General features: G+C 68.7%; 16 protein-coding genes. 3 read left to right on the forward strand and 13 right to left on the reverse strand.

Features of this window, described 5'->3' with window-relative positions; translation table 11 throughout:
* Nucleotide 1: 1 nt before the first annotated feature.
* The 5 genes from ITJ57_RS00455 to ITJ57_RS00475 form a co-directional block, all read right to left on the reverse strand.
* Nucleotides 2–1,075, reverse strand: a complete 1,074-nt coding sequence (locus ITJ57_RS00455; RefSeq protein WP_194668374.1) for an ABC transporter permease — start codon at nucleotides 1,073–1,075, stop codon at nucleotides 2–4.
* Between the two features lie 124 nt (nucleotides 1,076–1,199).
* Complete coding sequence (locus tag ITJ57_RS00460) at nucleotides 1,200–2,831, reverse strand: ABC transporter substrate-binding protein (protein ID WP_194668375.1); 1,632 nt, start codon at nucleotides 2,829–2,831, stop codon at nucleotides 1,200–1,202.
* A 220-nt stretch (nucleotides 2,832–3,051) separates the two neighbouring features.
* A complete protein-coding gene (locus ITJ57_RS00465) occupies nucleotides 3,052–4,071 on the reverse strand; it encodes a D-2-hydroxyacid dehydrogenase (protein ID WP_194668376.1) in 1,020 nt (339 codons plus the stop codon).
* A 27-nt stretch (nucleotides 4,072–4,098) separates the two neighbouring features.
* The gene (locus ITJ57_RS00470; protein ID WP_194668377.1) at nucleotides 4,099–5,415 is read right to left on the reverse strand and encodes a sugar ABC transporter substrate-binding protein; all 1,317 of its coding nucleotides are present in this window, start codon (nucleotides 5,413–5,415) and stop codon (nucleotides 4,099–4,101) included.
* Nucleotides 5,416–5,500: 85 nt separating this feature from the next.
* Nucleotides 5,501–6,952: a CCA tRNA nucleotidyltransferase gene (locus ITJ57_RS00475; RefSeq protein ID WP_194668378.1), complete on the reverse strand. Its 1,452-nt coding sequence runs from the start codon at nucleotides 6,950–6,952 to the stop codon at nucleotides 5,501–5,503.
* Between the two features lie 188 nt (nucleotides 6,953–7,140).
* Between ITJ57_RS00475 and ITJ57_RS00480 the strand changes: the two genes are divergently transcribed.
* A complete protein-coding gene (locus ITJ57_RS00480) occupies nucleotides 7,141–8,781 on the forward strand; it encodes a stealth family protein (protein WP_370582099.1) in 1,641 nt (546 codons plus the stop codon).
* A 117-nt stretch (nucleotides 8,782–8,898) separates the two neighbouring features.
* Here the strand turns inward: ITJ57_RS00480 and ITJ57_RS00485 are convergent, their stop codons facing one another.
* Both ITJ57_RS00485 and ITJ57_RS00490 read right to left on the reverse strand, forming a co-directional pair.
* On the reverse strand, nucleotides 8,899–9,978 hold the full coding sequence (locus ITJ57_RS00485; protein WP_194668379.1) for an SDR family oxidoreductase: 1,080 nt from the start codon (nucleotides 9,976–9,978) through the stop codon (nucleotides 8,899–8,901).
* A gap of 215 nt (nucleotides 9,979–10,193) precedes the next feature.
* The gene (locus tag ITJ57_RS00490; RefSeq protein ID WP_194668380.1) at nucleotides 10,194–11,171 is read right to left on the reverse strand and encodes a phosphodiesterase; all 978 of its coding nucleotides are present in this window, start codon (nucleotides 11,169–11,171) and stop codon (nucleotides 10,194–10,196) included.
* Nucleotides 11,172–11,311: 140 nt separating this feature from the next.
* Here ITJ57_RS00490 and ITJ57_RS00495 point away from each other — a divergent pair, with 140 nt between their 5' ends.
* Nucleotides 11,312–12,079 (forward strand): DUF1353 domain-containing protein, encoded by a 768-nt coding sequence (locus ITJ57_RS00495; protein WP_194668381.1) that lies wholly within the window; start codon nucleotides 11,312–11,314, stop codon nucleotides 12,077–12,079.
* A gap of 101 nt (nucleotides 12,080–12,180) precedes the next feature.
* Here ITJ57_RS00495 and ITJ57_RS00500 read toward each other — a convergent pair whose 3' ends face one another.
* From ITJ57_RS00500 to ITJ57_RS00520, 5 genes are read right to left on the reverse strand one after another with little or no spacing between them, the layout of a single operon-like run.
* Nucleotides 12,181–12,960 carry an ABC transporter ATP-binding protein gene (locus ITJ57_RS00500; RefSeq protein ID WP_194668382.1) on the reverse strand — a complete coding sequence of 260 codons (780 nt, stop codon included), beginning with the start codon at nucleotides 12,958–12,960 and terminating at the stop codon, nucleotides 12,181–12,183.
* Nucleotides 12,957–13,787: an ABC transporter ATP-binding protein gene (locus tag ITJ57_RS00505; protein ID WP_194668383.1), complete on the reverse strand. Its 831-nt coding sequence runs from the start codon at nucleotides 13,785–13,787 to the stop codon at nucleotides 12,957–12,959. The genes ITJ57_RS00500 and ITJ57_RS00505 overlap by 4 nt, the downstream gene beginning before the upstream one ends.
* Before the next feature lie 41 nt (nucleotides 13,788–13,828).
* Nucleotides 13,829–14,710 (reverse strand): ABC transporter permease, encoded by an 882-nt coding sequence (locus tag ITJ57_RS00510; RefSeq protein ID WP_056010297.1) that lies wholly within the window; start codon nucleotides 14,708–14,710, stop codon nucleotides 13,829–13,831.
* Complete coding sequence (locus ITJ57_RS00515) at nucleotides 14,707–15,780, reverse strand: ABC transporter permease (protein ID WP_056010295.1); 1,074 nt, start codon at nucleotides 15,778–15,780, stop codon at nucleotides 14,707–14,709. Before ITJ57_RS00515 ends, ITJ57_RS00510 begins: the two co-directional genes overlap by 4 nt.
* Complete coding sequence (locus tag ITJ57_RS00520) at nucleotides 15,764–17,347, reverse strand: ABC transporter substrate-binding protein (protein WP_228506401.1); 1,584 nt, start codon at nucleotides 17,345–17,347, stop codon at nucleotides 15,764–15,766. Before ITJ57_RS00520 ends, ITJ57_RS00515 begins: the two co-directional genes overlap by 17 nt.
* Nucleotides 17,348–17,521: 174 nt before the next feature.
* On the opposite strand from ITJ57_RS00520, the gene ITJ57_RS00525 reads away from it, so the two are divergent.
* Nucleotides 17,522–18,082, forward strand: coding sequence for an Lrp/AsnC family transcriptional regulator (locus ITJ57_RS00525; RefSeq protein ID WP_194668384.1), 561 nt, complete (start codon nucleotides 17,522–17,524; stop codon nucleotides 18,080–18,082).
* 33 nt (nucleotides 18,083–18,115) lie between these two features.
* On the opposite strand, the gene ITJ57_RS00530 is transcribed toward ITJ57_RS00525, so the two are convergent.
* The gene (locus tag ITJ57_RS00530) at nucleotides 18,116–18,499 is read right to left on the reverse strand and encodes a hypothetical protein (RefSeq protein ID WP_228506403.1); all 384 of its coding nucleotides are present in this window, start codon (nucleotides 18,497–18,499) and stop codon (nucleotides 18,116–18,118) included.
* Between the last annotated feature and the right edge of the window lie 81 nt (nucleotides 18,500–18,580).

Raw genomic sequence — 18,580 nt, forward strand, 5'->3', positions numbered from 1 at the left:
CTCAGTACCTCACCCTCGGGTCGATGATCGCCGCGATGATGTCGACGATGAAGTTGGTCAGGGCGACGATCACGGCGAGGAGCGCGACGATGCCCTGGACGGCCACGAAGTCGCGGGCCTTGAGGTACTCGCTCAGCATGAAGCCGAGGCCCTTCCACTCGAACGTCGTCTCGGTGAGGACCGCGCCCGCGAGGAGCAGCGCGATCTGCAGGCCGATGACGGTGATGATCGGGATGAGCGCCGGACGGTACGCGTGCTTGGTCACCAGTCGGAACTCGCTGACCCCGCGCGAGCGGGCCGCGTCGACGTAGCCGGAGCCGAGCGTGCCGATGACGTTGGTGCGGACGAGACGCAGGAAGACACCGGCCGTCAGCAGACCGAGGGCGATCGCCGGCAGCACCGCGTGCGCGAGGACGTCGCTGATCGCCGTCGGGTCACCGAGACGGATCGCGTCGACGAGATAGATGCCGGAGGGGCTCGAGATGGTCTGGAGCGTCAGCTCGGTGCCGGTGCTCGCTCGACCAGCGACCGGGAGGACACCGAGCCACACGGAGAAGATGAGCTTGAGCAGCAGGCCGGCGAAGAACACCGGGGTGGCGTAGCTGAGGATGGCGAAGACGCGGAGGCCGGCGTCCTGCCAGCGGTCGCGACGTGCGGCGGCGAGCATGCCGAGCGGGATGCCGACGATGAACGCGACGATGAGCGCGTAGATCGCGAGTTCGAGCGTGGCGGAACCGTAGGTGAGGAGGACCTCGATGACGGGCCGGTTGTCGGAGATCGTCGTGCCGAAGTTGCCGACCGCGATCTGTCCGAGGAACTCGAAGTACTGGACGAAGAGCGGCCGGTCGTAGCCGGCGGCGCTGATGCGTTCCGCGAGCTGGTCGGCCGGGAGCCGCCCTCCGAGCGCCGCGGTGATCGGGTCACCGGTCAGGCGCATGAGGAAGAAGACCATGGTGACGAGGATGAACACCGTCGGGATGATCAACAGGAAGCGGATGACGAGGTACCGCCAGAGTCCGCCACCTCCGGAACGTCTGGCCGCCTTTGGGGGTGGGGTTGCGACAGCTGCCGTCATTGCAGTGGATCCTCCTCGATCACCGACTCGGTAGAGCCCGGACAGACGATCGGGGCGGCTCTGTGGAGCCGCCCCGATCGCGACGTCCGACTTACTGTAGTCGGATATCAGTTGGTCAGGCTACTCAGCCCTTGCTGATGGGTGCGTAGCGGAACTTGAACGACGCGTCGAGGACGGTGCCCTCGACGTCCTTGCCGACGACGGCCACCTGAGCGCCCTGGAGCAGCGGGATGGTCGACAGGTCGGCCGCCTCGAGGTCCTGGATCTGCTCGATGATCTTCGTCCGTGCGTCGGCGTCCGTCGTCGAGCGCTGCTGGTTGATCAGGTCGTTGACGGCCGGGTTGTCGTAGTGGTTCGCGAGGAAGTTGTCCGTGGCGAAGAACGGCGACAGGTAGTTGTCGGCGTCGGAGTAGTCCGGGAACCAACCCAGCTGGTAGGCCGGGTAGACGTCCGTCGTACGGTCCTTCGAGTACTGCACCCACTCGGTCTGCTGCAGGTTGACGGTGAACAGGCCGTCCGCCTCGAGCTGGTCCTTGATGAGCGCGTATTCGTCGCCGGAGCCGGAACCGTAGTGGTCACCGTTGTACTGGAGGTTCAGCGCGACCGGAACGGTCACACCGGCTGCCTCGAGCGTCTCCTTGGCCTTCGCCGCGTCCGGGCCGCCGTCGCCGTCGCCGTAGAGGCCCTTGAGGGACTCGGTGGCACCGGTCAGGCCGGCGGGCACGTAGGAGTAGAGCGGAGTGTAGGTGTCCTTGTAGACGTCCTTGGCGATCGCAGCGCGGTCGATGAGGCCGGCGGCGGCCTGGCGGACAGCGAGTGCCTTCGCGGGGTCGGCGTCAGCGGTGGTCGCACCGTACGGCATGGTGTCGAAGTTGAAGACGAAGTAGCGGATCTCGCCACCGGGGCCGTCGACGACCTTGACGTTCTTGTCCTTCTTCAGGTCTTCGATGTCGGTCGAGGAGAGGCTGCGCGATGCGACGTCGATGTTGCCCTGCTTGACGTCGAGCTTCAGGTTGGACTCGTCGGTGTAGTACTTCACGTTGACGGTGTCGTTCTTCGCCTCACCGAGGAGGCCCTGGTAGCCGTCGTACTTCTTGTACGAGATGAGCTCGTTGAACTTGTAGCTGTCGATCGTGTATTGACCGGCGAACGCCTTGCCCTTGACGATGTCCGCGTCCGGCGTGATCTCGGTGGCGGAGAAGACGTCCTCGTCGACGATCGGTCCGACGGGGCTGGAGAGCACCTGCGGGAAGGTCTGGTCGTTCTCGGTCTTGAGCGTGAAGACGACGGTCAGGTCGTCCGGTGCGTCGGTCTTCTCGAGGTTGCTGAGGAGCGACGACGGACCGTTGTCGTCGGCGATGGCGAGCTGGCGGTCGAAGCTGAACTTCACGTCGGAGGAGGTGAGCTCGTTGCCGTTGGCCCACTTGAGGCCCTCCTTGAGCTTCACCGTGTACTCCGTCGGCGAGGTGAACTCGGCCGACTCGGCGATGTCGGGCTCGACGTCGGGGCTGTTGTACGGCGTGTTCAGGAGGAAGGGGAAGACCTGGTTCATGACGGCGAACGAACCGTTGTCGTAGGAGCCGGCCGGGTCGAGCGTGGTGACCTTGTCGGTCGTACCGATGACGATCGTGCCGCTGGCACCGCTGCTGGAGCCGCTGCCACCACCGGCGGCGCAGCCGGCGAGGGCGAGAGCGGAGATGGAGAGACCCGCGAGCGCAACGGCGCTCTTCCGGAATCCACTACGTGGGGATGACATGGATGTCGACCTCATTTTCTGTGTGTGAGAGACGGCACGGCTGTGTGCAGGTTCTTCGCACGTGCTTGTAGAGGATTACAGCACGATCCGAACAAATCCCTCAAACCCAGCGGGCTTCCGGTGCAGATTCGTTACGAGCACGAAACGTGCGCGTATGACAGCTGCAGCGCAACGTCGCGGCGTAGGGCCGCGCTCTCACGCCATCGGTGATCGCGCCTGCTCAGTACCCTCGGACGGTGTCGTAGCGGTTGAGGAGCGGCCGACCCTCGCGATACCGCGCGAGGTTGTCGAGGAACAGCGCCGTGAGGGTAGCGTTCTCGCTCTCCACCGTCGACGCCGAGTGCGGCGAGATGAGGACGTTCTCGAGGTCCCAGAGCGGTGAGTCGGCGGGCAGCGGCTCCTCGCGGAAGACGTCCAGGGCCGCGCCACCCAGCCGACCCGAGCGAAGGGCCTCGATGAGGGCGTCCTCGTCGATCACCTGCCCGCGTGCGAGGTTGACCACGGCGGCGTGCTCCGGGAGGAGCGCGATGCGTTCGGCGCTGATGAGTCCCTCGGTCTCGGGTGTGAGCGCCGTGCAGAGCACGAGCACGTCGGTGCCCGGCAGCACCTCGTCGAGCCGCTCCACGTCGCTCAGCTCGACTCCCTCCGGCAGCTCGTAGCTCCCGCCGACGCGACCCACCGCGGTCACCCGGGCACCGATGGCGTCGAAGGTCCGCACCACGTTCGCCCCCATGCCGCCTACGCCGACGACCGTGACGCGCATGCCGGCGAGCTGCCTGGTCGTGAAGCGCTCGAACCGACGCTCGCGCTTCCGCCGCTGCAGGTCGGGCAGGCCCTTCGCGACGAAGAGCGCGCCGGTGAGGGCGAACTCAGCGAGCGGCACGGCGTGCACACCACCGGCCGTGGTGACGGTGAGGTCGCTGCGGTCGAGTCCGGTGCTCCGCATGAACGCGCCGATGCCGGCACTCGTCGCCTGGATCCACCGCAGGTTCGGTGCACGCTGCGGGAGGGCCGCCGGATCCTGCCAGTCGAAGTCGAAGGCGACCTCGGCTCGCGCGAGCATGTCCTCCCAGCGCCACTGGTCCGTGGCGGACAGCTCCGGCGTCGGGCCGCGGTGATCAGCGACGTACTGCGGCACCGCGACGAGCGCCGGGTCGTACAGGACCTCCACGTCGGGATGGGAGGCGGCGATCGCCTCGACGTGCTCCGGTTCGAGGTGACTCGCGATGAGGATCCGCATGATGTTCCATCATGCCGTGACCGAGGATCAGTCGTTCATGGCGGCGTTCGCCGCGTCCTGCGCCTTCTTCAGTCCGTCGGCCACCGGCGTCGTCCCCGCGAAGATCTCCTTGAAGATCGGGTCGTACGCCGCGAGGCCCTTGGCGTAGCTGGCGCCCGTCGGGGGTGCGATCGTCTTCGCGTCGTCGTCGATCACGTCGAAGAAGGGCTGCACGTCGACGTCCTCACCCTTCCAGTACGAGAAGTACTGCTTCTGGGCGGCGGTCACCGCTGGGACGGCCGCGCCGGACGAACCGACGGGCGCGTTGCCCTCGGTGCTGCCGAGCCAGGCGAGCACCTTCTTCACCTGGTCGCGGTGTTCCGTCGCCGCGTTGCCCGCTGCCGCGATGCCGTTCGTCACGCTCACCCGACCCGCCGGACCGGACGGGAGCTCGGCCACGCCCCAGCGGAAGTCGGCGCCGTCGTGCACGGCCTTCAGGCTGTAGAGCCCCGACTGGAACATCGCGACCTTGCCCTGGATGAACGCGTCGCGCGCGAAATCGCCGTCGGCGTTGGTCGAGGCGGCCGGAGGGGCGACCTTGGCACCGTTGATCGCGTTGACGAGGTAGCTGATGGACTCACTGGTCTTCGGGTCGTTGAACGCGAAGTCGTCGCCGTCCTGGTACGTGCCGCCGTTCGAACCGATGAAGGGCAGCAGTACCGCCTGCAGGTCGTAGCCGAGGCCGGTGCCGTAGGTGGCGGGCGCCGCCGGGTTGAAGCCAGGCTGGTCGGCCGAGACACCGGCCGCGTCCTTCGTCAGCTTCTTGGCCAAGGGCAGGAACGTGTCCTTCGCCGTGTCGGGCGACCAGGTCGCCTTCGTGAGTTCCTCGGGCTTCACGCCGGCCGCGTCGAGCAGGTCGGCGTTGTAGTAGACCGCGATACCGGCGTCCGACAGCTGGGGCACCGCCCAGAGCTTGTCGTCGCGGGTGAACTGATCGACGACGCTCGGCGCCCAGGCCTTCGAGGCGTCGTCGCCGAGGGTCTGCCCGACATCGAGGAGGCTGCCGCTGTCGGCGTATCCGGCGAGGTAGGTGTTGTTCAGCCAGAAGACGTCCGGTGCGGTGTCCGCCGCGACGTCGGTGCGGAGCTTCGTCCAGTAGTCGGCCCACTCCACGACGTCCACCCGGACGCGGATGTCGGGGTTCTCGCGCTCGAAGGCGGCGAAGGAGGTCTCGTAGGCGTCGGCGACGGCCGAGTCCCAGACCCGCACGGTCACGGTCGTGCGCTCCGTCGACCCGGCGGCACACCCGCTCAACAGCAGGGCCGAAGCGCCCGCGATCGCAAGGGCGGCGTGTCGCTTGTGCATGAGCATCCTTCGTTCCGGGGACCTCAGGGAGGCTAGCAGTTCAGTCTGAAGGCCCGCGAAGTGCCGCGGACGGGGTGGGACGGGGTCAGCGTGAGGCCCACCACTCGAGGAGTCGGCGGGTGGCCTCCTCCTCGCCGAGCGGGCCCTCGTCGAGGCGCAGCTCCAGCAGCCAGCGGTAGGCCTCTCCGACCTCGCGACCGGGCGCGATGCCGAGCACCTCCTGGATGCGGTTGCCGTCGAGGTCCGGTCGGACCGATTCCAGCTCCTCCTGCTCCTGGAGCTCGACGATGCGCTGCTCCAGGTCGTCGTAGGCGAAACCGAGGCGGTCGGCCTTGCGGCGGTTGCGGGTCGTGACGTCGGCCCGGACGAGCATGTGGAGCCGTTCGAGCAGCGGGCCGGCGTCGCGCACGTACCGCCGCACCGCGGAGTCCGCCCACACGCCCTCCGAATATCCGAAGAACCGCATGTGCAGCTCGACGAGCCGGGCGACGCTCTTGATCGTGTCACCGTCGTAGCGGAGCGCGGTGAGGCGCTTCTTCGCGAGCTTCGCACCGACGAGGTCGTGGTGATAGAAGGTCACCGCGGCGCCGGGGCCGATCTTCTTGGTCGCCGGCTTGCCGATGTCGTGCAGGAGCGCCGCCCAGCGGAGGACGAGGTCCGGCGCCTCACCGGGGTGGCGCGCGTGCTCGTAGCCGATCGCCTGCTCGAGCACCGTGAGCGAGTGCTGGTAGACGTCCTTGTGGTGGTGGTGCTCGTCGGGCTCCAGCCGGAGCGCGGGCAGCTCGGGGAGCACGAGGTCGGCGATACCGGTGTCGACGAGCAGCTCGAGGCCGGCGCGCGGACGGTCGGTCGCGAGCAGTTTGCCGAGCTCGGCCTGGATGCGTTCCGGGCTCACGATGGAGATCGTCTCGCGACGCTCCTCCATCGCCTGCACGACGTCGTCCGCCGGGTGGAACCCGAGCTGCGACGCGAACCGTGCGGCCCGGAGCATGCGCAGCGGGTCGTCGCCGAAGGAGACCTCCGGGGCGCTAGGCGTCCGCAGCAGCTGGGCGACGAGGTCCTCGACGCCGCCGGACGGGTCCACCAGGGTGATCTCGGGCACGCGGAGCGCCATCGAGTTGACGGTGAAGTCGCGTCGCCGCAGATCGTCCTCGAGCGTGTCGCCGAACGCGACGACCGGCTTCCGCGTCACGCCGTCGTACGCGTCGGCCCGGTAGGTCGTGATCTCGACCGTGTCGGCGTGCTCGACCCCGGCGTCGTCGACGACGGACACCTTCGCACCGATCGTGCCGAAGTCACGGCCGACGTCCCACCACGCGCTCGCGATCGGCTTCAGCACGGAGAGGATCTGATCGGGTGAGGCGTTCGAGGTGAAGTCGAGGTCGCTGACCGGCCGACCGAGCATCGCATCGCGGACCGGACCACCGACGAGGGCCAGCTCGAAGCCGGCTTCGGCGAACACCGTCGCGACCCGGGCGACCACGGGCGACGAGGCCAAGTCCCGCAGGCGTACCAAGGATTCCGCCACGCTCACCATGGGATCAATCGTAGCCGGACGGCACCGGAGGCCCCGTCGACGTCGAGCTGACGCCGCGAGTGGACGACGGCCGTACAATAACGAGGAACCCACTCCCCAGCAGACCAGAGGCGGACACGATCACGAACGAACTCGACGACCAGCGGATCACCGTCGGCACTCAGGCACCGACGGCCTTCACCAGTACCGTGAAGGACTCCAATCCGCCGGAACTCCCGTTCACCACAGCTCCGGAACTCGTCCTCGTCACCGGCGGCTCCCGCTCACCGCGGTTCGAGCGCCCCGACGTGGTCCAGCGCAAGGGCATCTACACGCTCATCAACGGGCACCTGACGCCGCAGCAGTCTATGGTCGAAGACCTCCTCGCCGTCGCCGAGGCGCTCGACGCGGCGGAGATCGAGTACCTCCTCATCCGCGGGGAGCACGACCGCCCCGTCATCGTCATCGACCGCTCGCTCCGGAAGCGCCTGCAGGCCGCCCTCGCCGAGGCGTTCGCCGACGAACCGTTCTACAGCGTCCCGCTCAAGGCGCGCATGGACTCGATGAAGCCCGCAGGCGAACCGCACCTCCTCTCCGACGGCCTGCTCGCCGGCTCACGCAAGGCCGAGGTCTTCCGCCTCTACCGCCCGCGCATCGAACCGCTCGGCCGCCTCCGCTACGGCATGGAGACGGCGCTGCAGCTCGAGTTCTGGCGGTTCGGCGACGAAGAGATCACGGCTCCGGTCGAGAACGTCCTCATGCGCACCTACATGCCGCGCACGGAGGCGGTCGAGACCACCGTCGAACGGTACGGCCGCACCTGGCGCACCCTCGAGCACATGTTCGGCGCGCTCGCGAGCGACGTCACCTTCGACATCGACCTCGTGTTCTCCTGGGTCGACGGCTCGTCGGAGGAGTTCCAGCGCGCCCGGGCGAAGCGCATGCAGAGCTACGTCGTCGGGGACGGCGACGACTCCGACGCCCGCTTCCGCCAGATCAACGAGCTGAAGTACGCGCTCCGCAGCGTCCACACCTTCGCCCCGTGGATCCGGCGCATCTTCATCGCGACCGACTCCCCCGCGCCCGAATGGCTGGCGGAGCACCCCAAGGTCACCATCGTGCGCAGCGAGGAGTTCTTCGCCGACCTCGACGCCCTGCCGACGCACAACTCCATGGCCGTCGAGAGCCAGCTCCACCGCATCGAGGGGCTGTCCGAGCACTTCCTGTACTCCAACGACGACATGTTCCTCGGCCGACCGATCAGCCCCGAGCTGTTCTTCTCACCCGGCGGGATCAGCAAGTTCGTCGAGGCGACGACCCGCATCGGCCTCGGCGCGAACGACCCGTCCCGCAGCGGCTTCGAGAACGCCGCCCGCGTGAACCGTCGCCTCCTGCACGAGCGCTTCGGACGCGTCACCACGAGGCACCTCGAGCACTGCGCCGCACCGCTCCGCCGCAGCATCATGGCGGAGATGGAGCAGGAGTTCGCCGAGGAGTTCCGCTCGACGGCCCACAGCGCCTTCCGCGCCGCCGACAACATCTCGGTGACGAACTCGTTCTACCACTACTACGGGCTCATGACCGGGCGAGCGGTGCAGCAGACCCAGGCGAAGGTCCGCTACATCGAGACCACGCTCAAGCAGTCGATCGGACAGATGGAGCGACTCCTGAAGCGACGCGATCAGGACATGTTCTGCCTGAACGACGGCAGCCGCCCGGAGATCTCCGTCGAGGAGCGCACGACCGCGGTGATCGACTTCCTCGACCGTTACTTCCCGTTCCCGGCTCCGTGGGAACGCGAGGCCGCCGTGCCGAGCACGCTGGAGATCGAGCCCGCCAAGCTCAGCTGAGCGGAGGGCCGCCCTTCGACAGGCTCAGGGACCGAGGCGGTCACCGAGCCGGTCGACGAGCCAGTGACCAGCGGGCGACCGCGCCGCGAACCGATCCCTGAGCCTGTCGAAGGGCGCTCAGGGGACGATACGCTCCTCGCGGAGGCGGTCGAAGATCGCCGTGAACGCGTCCAGGGTGCGCCGGTAGCCGGTGAACCCGGCGAGGCGGCTCTTGCTCATGTCGGTGACGACCTCGATGTCGCGCCCCAGGTCTCCGTCGGTGTGCCACCAGGACGCCACCCGTGCGAGGTCGGCCTCGACCAGACCGTGTTCGGCCACCAGCTCGGCCCACTCGCCTTCGAGCCCGACCATCTGCTGCTCGAGCGGACGCGGTGCGTCGCGGAACCCCTCGGCTTCGACGCCGAAGTACGCGGCCAGCCGAGGCCACATCCAACGCCAGCGGAAGACGTCGCCGTTGACGATGTTGAACGCCTCGTCCGCTCCGGCCGGCGAGGTCGCCGCCCACAGCATCTGCTCGGCGAGGAGTCCGGCGTCGGTCATGTCGGTGAGCCCGTTCCACTGGGTCTCGGAGCCGGGGAACACGAACGGCCGACCGAGTCGCTTGCAGAGCGAGGCCTGCACCGCGATCGTCGACGCCATGTTCATCGCGTTGCCGACCGCGTGCCCGATCACCGTGTGCGAGCGGTGCACCGACCAGGTGAAGCCCGACCGCGCAGCCGCCGCGAACAGCTCGTCCTCCTGCTCGTAGTAGAAGTTGGGCGTGTCGAGCCGCGGCTCGTCCTCGTGGAACGGGGTGTCGGGCATCTCGCCCGCCGCGTAGGCCTCGAACGGACCGAGGTAGTGCTTGAGGCCGGTGACCAGGGCGACGTGCTGCACCGGCTCGTCCGACAGCGCGGCGAGGAGGTCGCGGACCATGCCGCCGTTCACCCGGATGTTCTCGGCCTCGGAGTCCTGCCGCGACCAGGCCGTGAAGAACACGTGGGAGACCCCGCTGCCACCGAGGACCCGACGGAGGTCGTCCGCGTTCCGGAGGTCGGCGACGACGTGCTCGACCTGCGGGTGGGAGACGGGAGCACTGCGCGAGAGGGCCAGGATGCGCCAGTCGCCGTCGGCCAGGAGGTGTGACACGATCGCGGCGCCGGTGATGCCGCTGGCGCCGACGACGAGTGCGGTGCGACGGTTCGGTGAAGAAGTCATCCGTCAACGATAGGCGCGTCGGAGTCGGGGTCCTCCCGGAACGGTGAGGTCGCAGCCCTTCGACAGGCTCAGGGACCAGGGGGTGGCCCGGCCGCAGCCCTTCGACAGGCTCAGGGACCGAAGGGGGTGGCCCGGCCGCAGCCCTTCGACAGGCTCAGGGACCGAAGGGGGTGGCCCGGCTGCGGCCCTTCGACAGGCTCAGGGACCAGGAGGGTCTAGACCATCACGCCGATCGGCATCGTGAGCGGCGGCTCCGGCTCGACCCGGACCGTGTCCGACTCGGGGAGCTCGACGCCCGCGAGCGCGAGGCGGCGCGCGCTCTCCTCGGGGTCGATGTAGTGGAGTGGAGGCGTCTCGCCGAGCGGGACGACGGAGTGCAGCACCGTGGACCCGTACACGTGCACGAGGTTGAAGGCCCGGGCGCCGTCGCGTCCTCTGGTTCCACCGACGGGCACGTTGAGGTCCTGCGTGTAACACGTCGCGGACGCGACCGAGACGGGGATGCCGGCGAAGGTCGCGGTCGAGGAGTAGTGGAGGTGCCCGGCAAGGATGCTGCGGACGTCCGAGCCCTCCAGGACCTCCGCGAGCTTCGGCTGGTCGCGCAGCTCCACGCTCACGGCCAGGTCGAGCACGCTCGGCACGGGCGGGTGGTGCATCGCCAGGATCGTCCCGTGCGGGGCCGTGGTCGCGAGCTCCTCGGCGAGCCAGTCGAGCTGGGCGTCGGACACCTCGCCGTGGTGGTGGCCGGGGACGCTCGAGTCGAGGCTGATGACCCGGAGGCCGTTGACGTCGTAGACGCGGTCGACGGGGCGGGTCGTGGGGACCTCGCCGAACAGGCCGGCGCGGAACGCCTGGCGGTCGTCGTGGTTGCCCATGACCCAGATGATCTGGGAACCGAGACGCGCGGCGACCGGTTCCACGATCGCGCGGATGCGGTCGTACGCGTCAGGTTCGCCCTTGTCGGCGAGGTCGCCGGTGAAGATGATCGCCTCCGGACGCCCCCCGGACGCCTCGAACTCCGCGAAGAGCTGCCGCAGGTGCGTTTCACTGTCGACCGCTCCGTACAGGCTCCCCCCACCGGCGAGGAGGTGCGTGTCGCTCACATGGAGCAGGAAGTGATCAGGCCTCGGGTACTCGGCCGTGCGAAGACTCACGTGACAACTCTCGTTCGAGCGATGCTCTCCGAACCGCATCGCAGCTGTTCGACCATCTGACCAGACTCTGTTGAACGACAACGGAACGCCACGCTACGACGTGGGAAACGCATCGGCAAGCGGAGGGGCCGACATCCAGGTGACTCACACCTGACGGTGGCCTGCGGGATGATGTCCGCATGCCGTATCTCGACGACGACGAGCAGCCGCTGCAGCGGATCGACCTCGCGCAGATCCCCCCGACCGGCCGCCTGTTCCGGCTCGAACGTCGCATCGGGTTCCAGGAGCACGCGCCCGACGGCCCCGTCGTCTGGGCACCCGCGCACGACGAGGCGGACGACGTGGACGACGCACGTCGACGGACGGATCTCGCGTCCGTCCCCGGCGTGCTCTGGAGCTTCATCGGCAGCTACGGCCGCCAGTCAGCGCCGGCGATCGTGCACGACCACCGCGTGTCCCTCGCGCTCGGACTGCGCCCTGAGGAAGCGCTCGTCCAGCGCTTCGAGGATGACCGGCAATTCCGGGTCGGTCTCCGCCAGCAGCGGGTGCCGCTCCTGCGTGCCTGGCTGATGTGGGCCGTCGTCTCGGTGGAACGGTACGTCCGGCACGCCCCGCGCCTCGCCGCCGTGCTGATCGGACAGTCGGTCCTCGGCATCCTGGCGATCGCGACCGCGACGATCGGACTCGTCACCCCGTTGCTCGGTGCACAGAGCCCCGGGTGGCTCGCCCTCGCGATCGCACCCGCCGCCCTGGCGGTGTTCTGGCGCGAGGAACGCAGGCTGCTCGTCTGGTTGCCCTATGCGGGTGCGCTGCTGGCACCGCTGCTGCTCGTCCAGCTCGCCGCGGTCGGGGGCTTCCGCCTGCTCGAGCTGCTCGTGCGGGAGACGATCGACCGCCCGTTCCTCGACGACACCCCCGGCCCGGTCGTCTCGCCGACCCTCCGCTGACCCGCGCCGGGCGAGCAGTGCTCCCTGTCTCAGGAACGCCCCGGCGTGCCGGAGAGGGGGGGTCCGACACGCCGGGACGCACCTGAGACAAGGAGCGCGGCCTAAGCGCCCGGGAGCGTACCGAGCCCGTCGACGACCGGGATGGCCGCCAGCAGGCGCTGCGTGTACGGGTCCTGCGGGTCCGACCAGACGCGGTCCACCGGCCCGTGCTCGACGATGCGTCCCGCACTCATCACGGCGACGTCGTCGGCGATCACGCGGACGACGGACAGGTCGTGACTGATGAACAGCAGCGCCGCCCCGGTCTCGACCGCCAACGTCCGCATGAGCTTCGCGACGCGCGCCTGCAGCGACGCGTCGAGCGAGGCGATCGGTTCGTCGCCGATGAGCAGCTCCGGCCCCGCCGCGATGGCCCTGGCGATCGCGATGCGCTGCCGCTGCCCGCCGGAGAACTGGTGGGGGTAGCGGGTCCGGCTGGCGGCGTCGAGCTCCACGTGTTCGAGGAGCTGACCGACGTCCCAGGCGTCGCGGACCGGGTTCACCCGGAGGCCGTCCTCGATCTGACTCCCGATCGTCCGCCGCGGGTTGAGCGAGGCGTAGGGGTTCTGGAAGACCATCTGGATCCGCAGCAGCTCCGACGGGCGCTTGCGGAGACCGAGCTTGCCGATCGGCGTCCCGTTGAAGGTGATCGAGCCGCCCGAGGTGGGTTCGAGCCCGCACACGGCACGGGCGAGCGTCGACTTGCCGCAGCCCGACTCCCCCACGAGCCCCAGCACCTGGCGCGGTTCCAGCTCGAAGCTCACGCCGTCGACCGCGTTGAGCGAGCCACGACCGGGCAGCTTGTACGTCACACGGACGTCGTCGAGGTGCAGCAGCGTCATGACGCCGCCTCCGTTCCCGTGTCGGGCAGCGCGTCGATGAGCGCCTTCGTGTACTCGTGCTGCGGATCGGTGATCACCTGGAAGCGGCTACCGTGCTCCACGATCTCGCCGAGGCGCATGACCGCGATCGTGTCGGCGAGCGCCGACATCACCCCGAGGTCGTGGGTGACGAGGATGATCGCGATCCCGAGCTCGTCGCACAGCTTGCGCAGCAGCCGCAGGATGCCGGCCTGCACCGTCACGTCGAGCGCCGTGGTCGGCTCGTCTGCGATGAGGACCGACGGGTCGCACATGAGTGCCGAGGCGATCGCGATGCGCTGCAGCTGTCCGCCCGAGAACTGGTGCGGGTACTTGCGCAGCGCCGCCTCCGGATTCGGGACCGCGACCAGGCCGAGCATCTCGAGCGCCCGCGCGCGCGCCGCCGCCTTCGACGCCCCGGTGTGGTGCCGGTAGTGGTCGACGAGCTGTGCCTCGACGGTGAGCATCGGGTGCAGGCTCGCGGTGGGGTCCTGGAAGATCATCGCGATCTCCGTGCCGCGGTACCGGTTCATCGTGCGCTGCTTCAACCCGACGAGTTCGGTTCCGTCGAAGCGGATGCTCCCGCCGAGGACGGCGCCGGCCGGCAGCAGGCCGCAAATGGCGAGGCCGGTCATGGTCTTCCCCGAACCGGATTCACCGGCGAGTCCGGTGATCCGCCCGGCGGGGACGTCGAGGTCGATGCCCCGCAGGATCCGCTTGGCCGCGGCACCGCGACCGAAGCCGAGGGTGAGCCCCTCGATCACGATGCCGCCGCCCGTTCCGTCAGCCGCGCTCGCGCCGGGTGTCATGTCGTGTCCCTTCGGTGCGTCGGTCCCGCCGTGCCGGCCGCTCACAGGGCACGCCCCTGGACGGCTTCCTGCGACCGCGGGTCGAGGGCGTCGCGGAGGGCGTCGCCGAGGAAGTTGAAGGCGAGCACCACCGTGAGGATGGCGAGTCCCGGGAAGACCGCGATCCACCAGGAGGAGAAGTTCTGCACGCCGTCGGACACCATCGCACCCCAGTCGGGCGTGGGCGGCACCGCGCCGAGACCGAGGAAGGACAGCCCGGACAGCAACAGGATGGCCGTGCCGACGTCGAGGGTCGCGAGGACCACGACGGGCGAGACGACGTTCGGCAGGATGTCCTTGCCGAGCGAGGTGAACGGCCCGTTGCCGAGCAGCCGACCGGCGATGACGTATTCGGCACCGCGCGCGCCGATGACGAGCGAGCGGGTGACGCGGGCGTAGGCCGGCCAGGAGACGATGAGCATCGCGATGACGGCGTTCGTGAGGCTCGGGCCGAGCGAGGCGGCGATGACCATCGCGAGGATGATCGTCGGGAACGCGAACACGAGGTCGGCGATCCGCATGATCGTCTCGTCGAGCGCCTTGCCGAAGTATCCGGCGATCGCCCCGAGCAGGGACCCGATGAGCATGGCGAAGACCACGAGCATGAGGGCGAGCGGGATCGAGACCTGGGCACCGCTGATGACCCGCGACAGGACGTCACGGCCCACCTGGTCGGTGCCGAACCAGTGCTCGGCGCTCGGTGCCTGCAGTCGGTCGAAGTCCTGCGCGAGCGGGTCGAACGGGCGGATCCACGGTGCGAGCACCGCGACGAGCAGCCAGAAGAGCACGATGACGCCACCCGCGACGGCGAGCGGGGTGCGCAACTGCTTCGAGACGCGGAAGCGGCCCTTGCGCCTGGTCTGGACGGCGAGGACGTCGGTCATGCCACCCTCACTCTCGGGTCGATGAAGCCGTACAACACGTCGACGAGGAAGTTCAGGCCGATGTACACGAAGCCGACGATGAGCCCGACGCCCATGATCGCGGGCAGGTCGAGTTTGGTCGCTGCCGAGTACGCGTACTCACCGAGCCCGTGCCACGAGTACACCTTCTCGACGAGCACCGTGCCGGACAGGAGCGAACCGAAGGCCACACCGAGCACGGTGATGATCGGGACGAGGGCCCCGCGGAGGACGTACCTGGTCACGACGACGTGCCCCGGCAGGCCCTTCGCCCGGGCGGCCCGCACGTAGTCGAGGTCGAGGACCTCGAGGATCGCCGAGCGCGCGAAGCGCGTGAGCAGACCGATCGTGTACAGCGCCAGCACAGACGCGGGCAGGATCAGGTGGGCGATCGCGTCGCCGAAGGTCGACCACTGCCCGGCGAGCAGGGCGTCGATCGTGTACATCCCCGTGACCTTGGGCGGCGGGATCGCGGCGGGCGAGAGCCGGCCGGAACCCGGGAACCAGTGCAACTGCGAGAAGAAGACGAAGTAGACGACGAGCGCGAGCCAGAACGACGGCACCGAGATGCCGATGAGGCTCACGACGCGGATGACCTGGTCGGTGATCGTCTTCCGGCGCAGCGCGGCCCACATGCCGAGGCCAACGCCGATGATGATCGAGATGACGATGGCCGTGAGCGCGAGCTCGGCGGTCGCCGGGAAGGCCCGTCCGAGTTCGTCAGCGACGGCGCCGCGGGTCTGCTGCGAGGTCCCGAGGTCGCCCTGGAACAGGTTCGCGACATACGTGACGTACTGGACCGGCAGCGGCTTGTCGAGGCCGGCGTTCTCGCGGAACTGCGCCACGATCGCGGGATCCGCCGCAGCCTGCTCGCCGAGGGCCGCCTGCACCGGGTCGGCGGGGACGAGGTTGGTCAGCGTGAAGGTGACGAGCGTCACCCCGAACATCAGGAGGACCGTGAGTCCGAGCCGGATGCCGAGGTAGCGCGCGAGCGGGTGGAGACCCGCTCGCGCGCTCGACGTCGTCGGTGCGACGCTACTTGATTCCGGCAAGATCGACGGTCCACGTCGGGTTCAGCGGAACCTCGGTGATCGTGGTCGCGGTGACCACGTTCTGCGCCGGCTGCAGGAGCGGGATGAACGGTCCGCTCGCGTTCTGCGCCTTCTGGAGCTCCTGGTACGCGGCGGCACGGGCGTCGGTGTCGGTCGCGGCGAGCGCGGCGTTCGCCAGGTCCGTCACGGTCGGGTCGGCACCTGCTGCCCAGCCGGCACGGAGGCCGACGAGTTCACCCGGGGTGAACGCGAGGTAGTTGGACGGGTCCGGGAAGTCCGGGCCCCAGTACCAGAGGCCGACGGTCTCCTTGCCGTCCCGGTAGGCGTCGAGCTCGGTGGCGACCGGCGCCGGGGCGAGCGTGACGGTGATGCCGACCGACTTCAGCTGCGCCTGGACGGACTCGGCGATGCTCTGGAGCGACAGGCCCTGCACGGTGATGTCGTTGGGGAAGTTGAGCGTGACCGCCTCCCCCGCGTAGCCGGACTCCTTCAGCGCCGCCTTCGCGGCATCGGCGTCGAACTGGTTGCCGTCGGCCGCGTCGAGTGCACCGTTGAAGATCGACGGGATGAACCCGCCGGGGCGGACCGAACCGTCACCGGCGAGGTCGACGATCTTGTCGTAGTCGATGCCGAGCTTCACGGCTTCGAGGAACTTCGGGTTGCTCGTGATGTCGCTGACCGCGGAGTCCTGGTTGAGCAGGAGGAAGATCATGTACCGCGAGGGGTTCGCGATGATCTTGACCTTCGAGTCGTCGAGTTCGGCGACCTGGTCGGGGTTGAGGTCGAGGGCGACCTGCGAGTCACCGGCCTCCACGTTGAGCTTCTGAGTGGGTCCCTGCACGTTCCGGAGGACGACGCGCTCGTAGGCGGGCTTCGTGCCGGTGTACTCGGGGTTCGCCGTGAAGACGACCTGTGAGGCGGCGTCGAACGACTCGAGCTTGTACGGGCCGGAGCCGGCGGACGTCGTGTTCAGGAAGGACTCGGCGGCGTCGTCGGCGGTCGCGGTGCCACCGTTCTCCTCGACGACCTTCTTGTTGACCACGCCGAGGGCCGGGTTCGGGAGGATGAAGGGCAGCGCGGGGTTCGGCGTCGCCGAGGTGAGCGTGAGGGTCGTGTCCGAGGTCTTCGCGATGGTGACGCCGTCGAGGAGGAAGGACGGGTTGCCCTTCACGCCCTGGACGCGCTGCAGCGAGAACACGGCGTCGTCGACGGTCACGTCGGATCCGTCGGAGAACTTCTTGCCGTCTTTCATCGTGAGCGTCATCACCGTGTTGTCGGCGTTCATCTCGTAGCTCGCGAGGCCGTCGACGGGAGCAGTCACGTCGTCGCCCTTGAAGGTGAGCAACGTCTCGTAGAGCGCCTTGGCGACGATCGAGCCGGTCGTCTCGTACTCGCGGTTCGGGTCGGCGGTCTTGAGGTCGAAGGACGCGTCGACGACGAGCGACTTGCCTGCCGAGGAGTCGGAGCCACCTGAGGGGGAGCAGGCGGCGAGCGCGAGGCCGGCGGCGAGGGCGAGGCCGAGGGCCGCCATGCCGCGCCGACTGGTGCGGCTGAAGGATCGTGACAAGGTGGAGCTCCTTATCTGCTTGGAGGGATGAGCTGAAAGTAGTGTCATCAGCGATCATTCGTCAATCTACAAGCCGTTACCAAAGAAGAATTGTCTCGATCTCGGACGCGAAGTGGCATATCCTCTCAATCAGCCGCCAGGACCACCGCTGAATCTGGACGTTTGGAGCAATCGATGCAACTCGACGACACCCACATCCGCATGTTGGAGCTCCTCCGCGAGGATGGCAGGGCCTCGGTGGCGGCCCTCGCCGAGCACCTCGGGATCTCCCGCTCCAACGCCTACGCGCGGTACGAGGCGATGGTCAGGGCCGGCGTACTGAAGGGCGTCCACGCCGAGATCGAACCGGCGACCGTCGGGCTCGGGGTCGCGGCGATGGTGTTCATCACCCTGCGGCAGAGCCAGTGGGCGGACTTCCGCGCGCGGCTCTCCTCGGTCCCTGAGTTGGAGTACTTCGCGGTCACCACCGGCGAGCACGACGCCATGATGCTCATCCGCGCCCCCGACGTCGCGGCGATCCACGAGCTCGTCGCCACGAGGCTGGCCCAGTGGCCGTCGATCAAGGCCACGACGACCGTGTTCCTCATGGATGAGGAACGCTCGGACGTGTCGCTCCGCATGGCGCGGTCGGAGCGGACGAGCGTCGAGGACTCCGGCGAGCGCTTCGGCATGACGCGGTTCGTCCGCACGAGCGACGAGCGGGCCCAGCGGGTTCCTGAGCGACGCGGCCGTTGACGACCGGAGCCGCGACGACCTCGTGCGGAGGTGTCAGGCCGCGACGATCTCCCGGCACACACTGACGTGGGCCTGGCCATCAGGGCCGATGAAGTCCTCCGTGAGGATCAACGCCCCATCCTCGGCGCGGGAGATGATCGAGCTGGCCTCGCCCCTCGTGGTGCGGTCTCCGGCACGGTTGCGGTGGACGAACGAGATGTCGATCCGCTCGCCCGTCCGGACGCCGCAGAAGCGACCGACGGAGACGGTGTCCCCGACGTACTCCCCCCACAGCACCCCGTGCGCCTCGTGGTAGACGAAGCGGGTCGGGGCGTCGGCGTCGACGACACTCGCCGACGAGGACACCATGTCGAACACCCGCGCATCGAGGTCGACATCGAGCGGGGTGGTGGTGCCGGCGTCGGCGGTTCCTGTCATGCCGATCATTGTGCGGAGGGGCCCGAACAGGTGTCAATCCGTCGACGATCCGTCCACCAACGCCACGATCGTCGCCCGGCC

Origin of the sequence: Plantibacter sp. VKM Ac-2880 (assembly GCF_015351235.1) — a bacterium.
In the GTDB taxonomy this organism is placed as follows: domain Bacteria; phylum Actinomycetota; class Actinomycetes; order Actinomycetales; family Microbacteriaceae; genus Plantibacter.

Coding starts and splice junctions, on each gene's coding strand:
- ITJ57_RS00455 (WP_194668374.1), bottom strand. CDS start 1,075: ATGACGGCAGCTGTCGCAACCCCACCCCCAAAGGCGGCCAGACGTTCC.
- ITJ57_RS00460 (WP_194668375.1), bottom strand. CDS start 2,831: ATGTCATCCCCACGTAGTGGATTCCGGAAGAGCGCCGTTGCGCTCGCG.
- ITJ57_RS00465 (WP_194668376.1), bottom strand. CDS start 4,071: ATGCGGATCCTCATCGCGAGTCACCTCGAACCGGAGCACGTCGAGGCG.
- ITJ57_RS00470 (WP_194668377.1), bottom strand. CDS start 5,415: ATGCACAAGCGACACGCCGCCCTTGCGATCGCGGGCGCTTCGGCCCTG.
- ITJ57_RS00475 (WP_194668378.1), bottom strand. CDS start 6,952: ATGGTGAGCGTGGCGGAATCCTTGGTACGCCTGCGGGACTTGGCCTCG.
- ITJ57_RS00485 (WP_194668379.1), bottom strand. CDS start 9,978: ATGACTTCTTCACCGAACCGTCGCACCGCACTCGTCGTCGGCGCCAGC.
- ITJ57_RS00490 (WP_194668380.1), bottom strand. CDS start 11,171: ATGCGGTTCGGAGAGCATCGCTCGAACGAGAGTTGTCACGTGAGTCTT.
- ITJ57_RS00495 (WP_194668381.1), top strand. CDS start 11,312: ATGCCGTATCTCGACGACGACGAGCAGCCGCTGCAGCGGATCGACCTC.
- ITJ57_RS00500 (WP_194668382.1), bottom strand. CDS start 12,960: ATGACGCTGCTGCACCTCGACGACGTCCGTGTGACGTACAAGCTGCCC.
- ITJ57_RS00505 (WP_194668383.1), bottom strand. CDS start 13,787: ATGACACCCGGCGCGAGCGCGGCTGACGGAACGGGCGGCGGCATCGTG.
- ITJ57_RS00510 (WP_056010297.1), bottom strand. CDS start 14,710: ATGACCGACGTCCTCGCCGTCCAGACCAGGCGCAAGGGCCGCTTCCGC.
- ITJ57_RS00525 (WP_194668384.1), top strand. CDS start 17,522: ATGCAACTCGACGACACCCACATCCGCATGTTGGAGCTCCTCCGCGAG.
- ITJ57_RS00530 (WP_228506403.1), bottom strand. CDS start 18,499: ATGACAGGAACCGCCGACGCCGGCACCACCACCCCGCTCGATGTCGAC.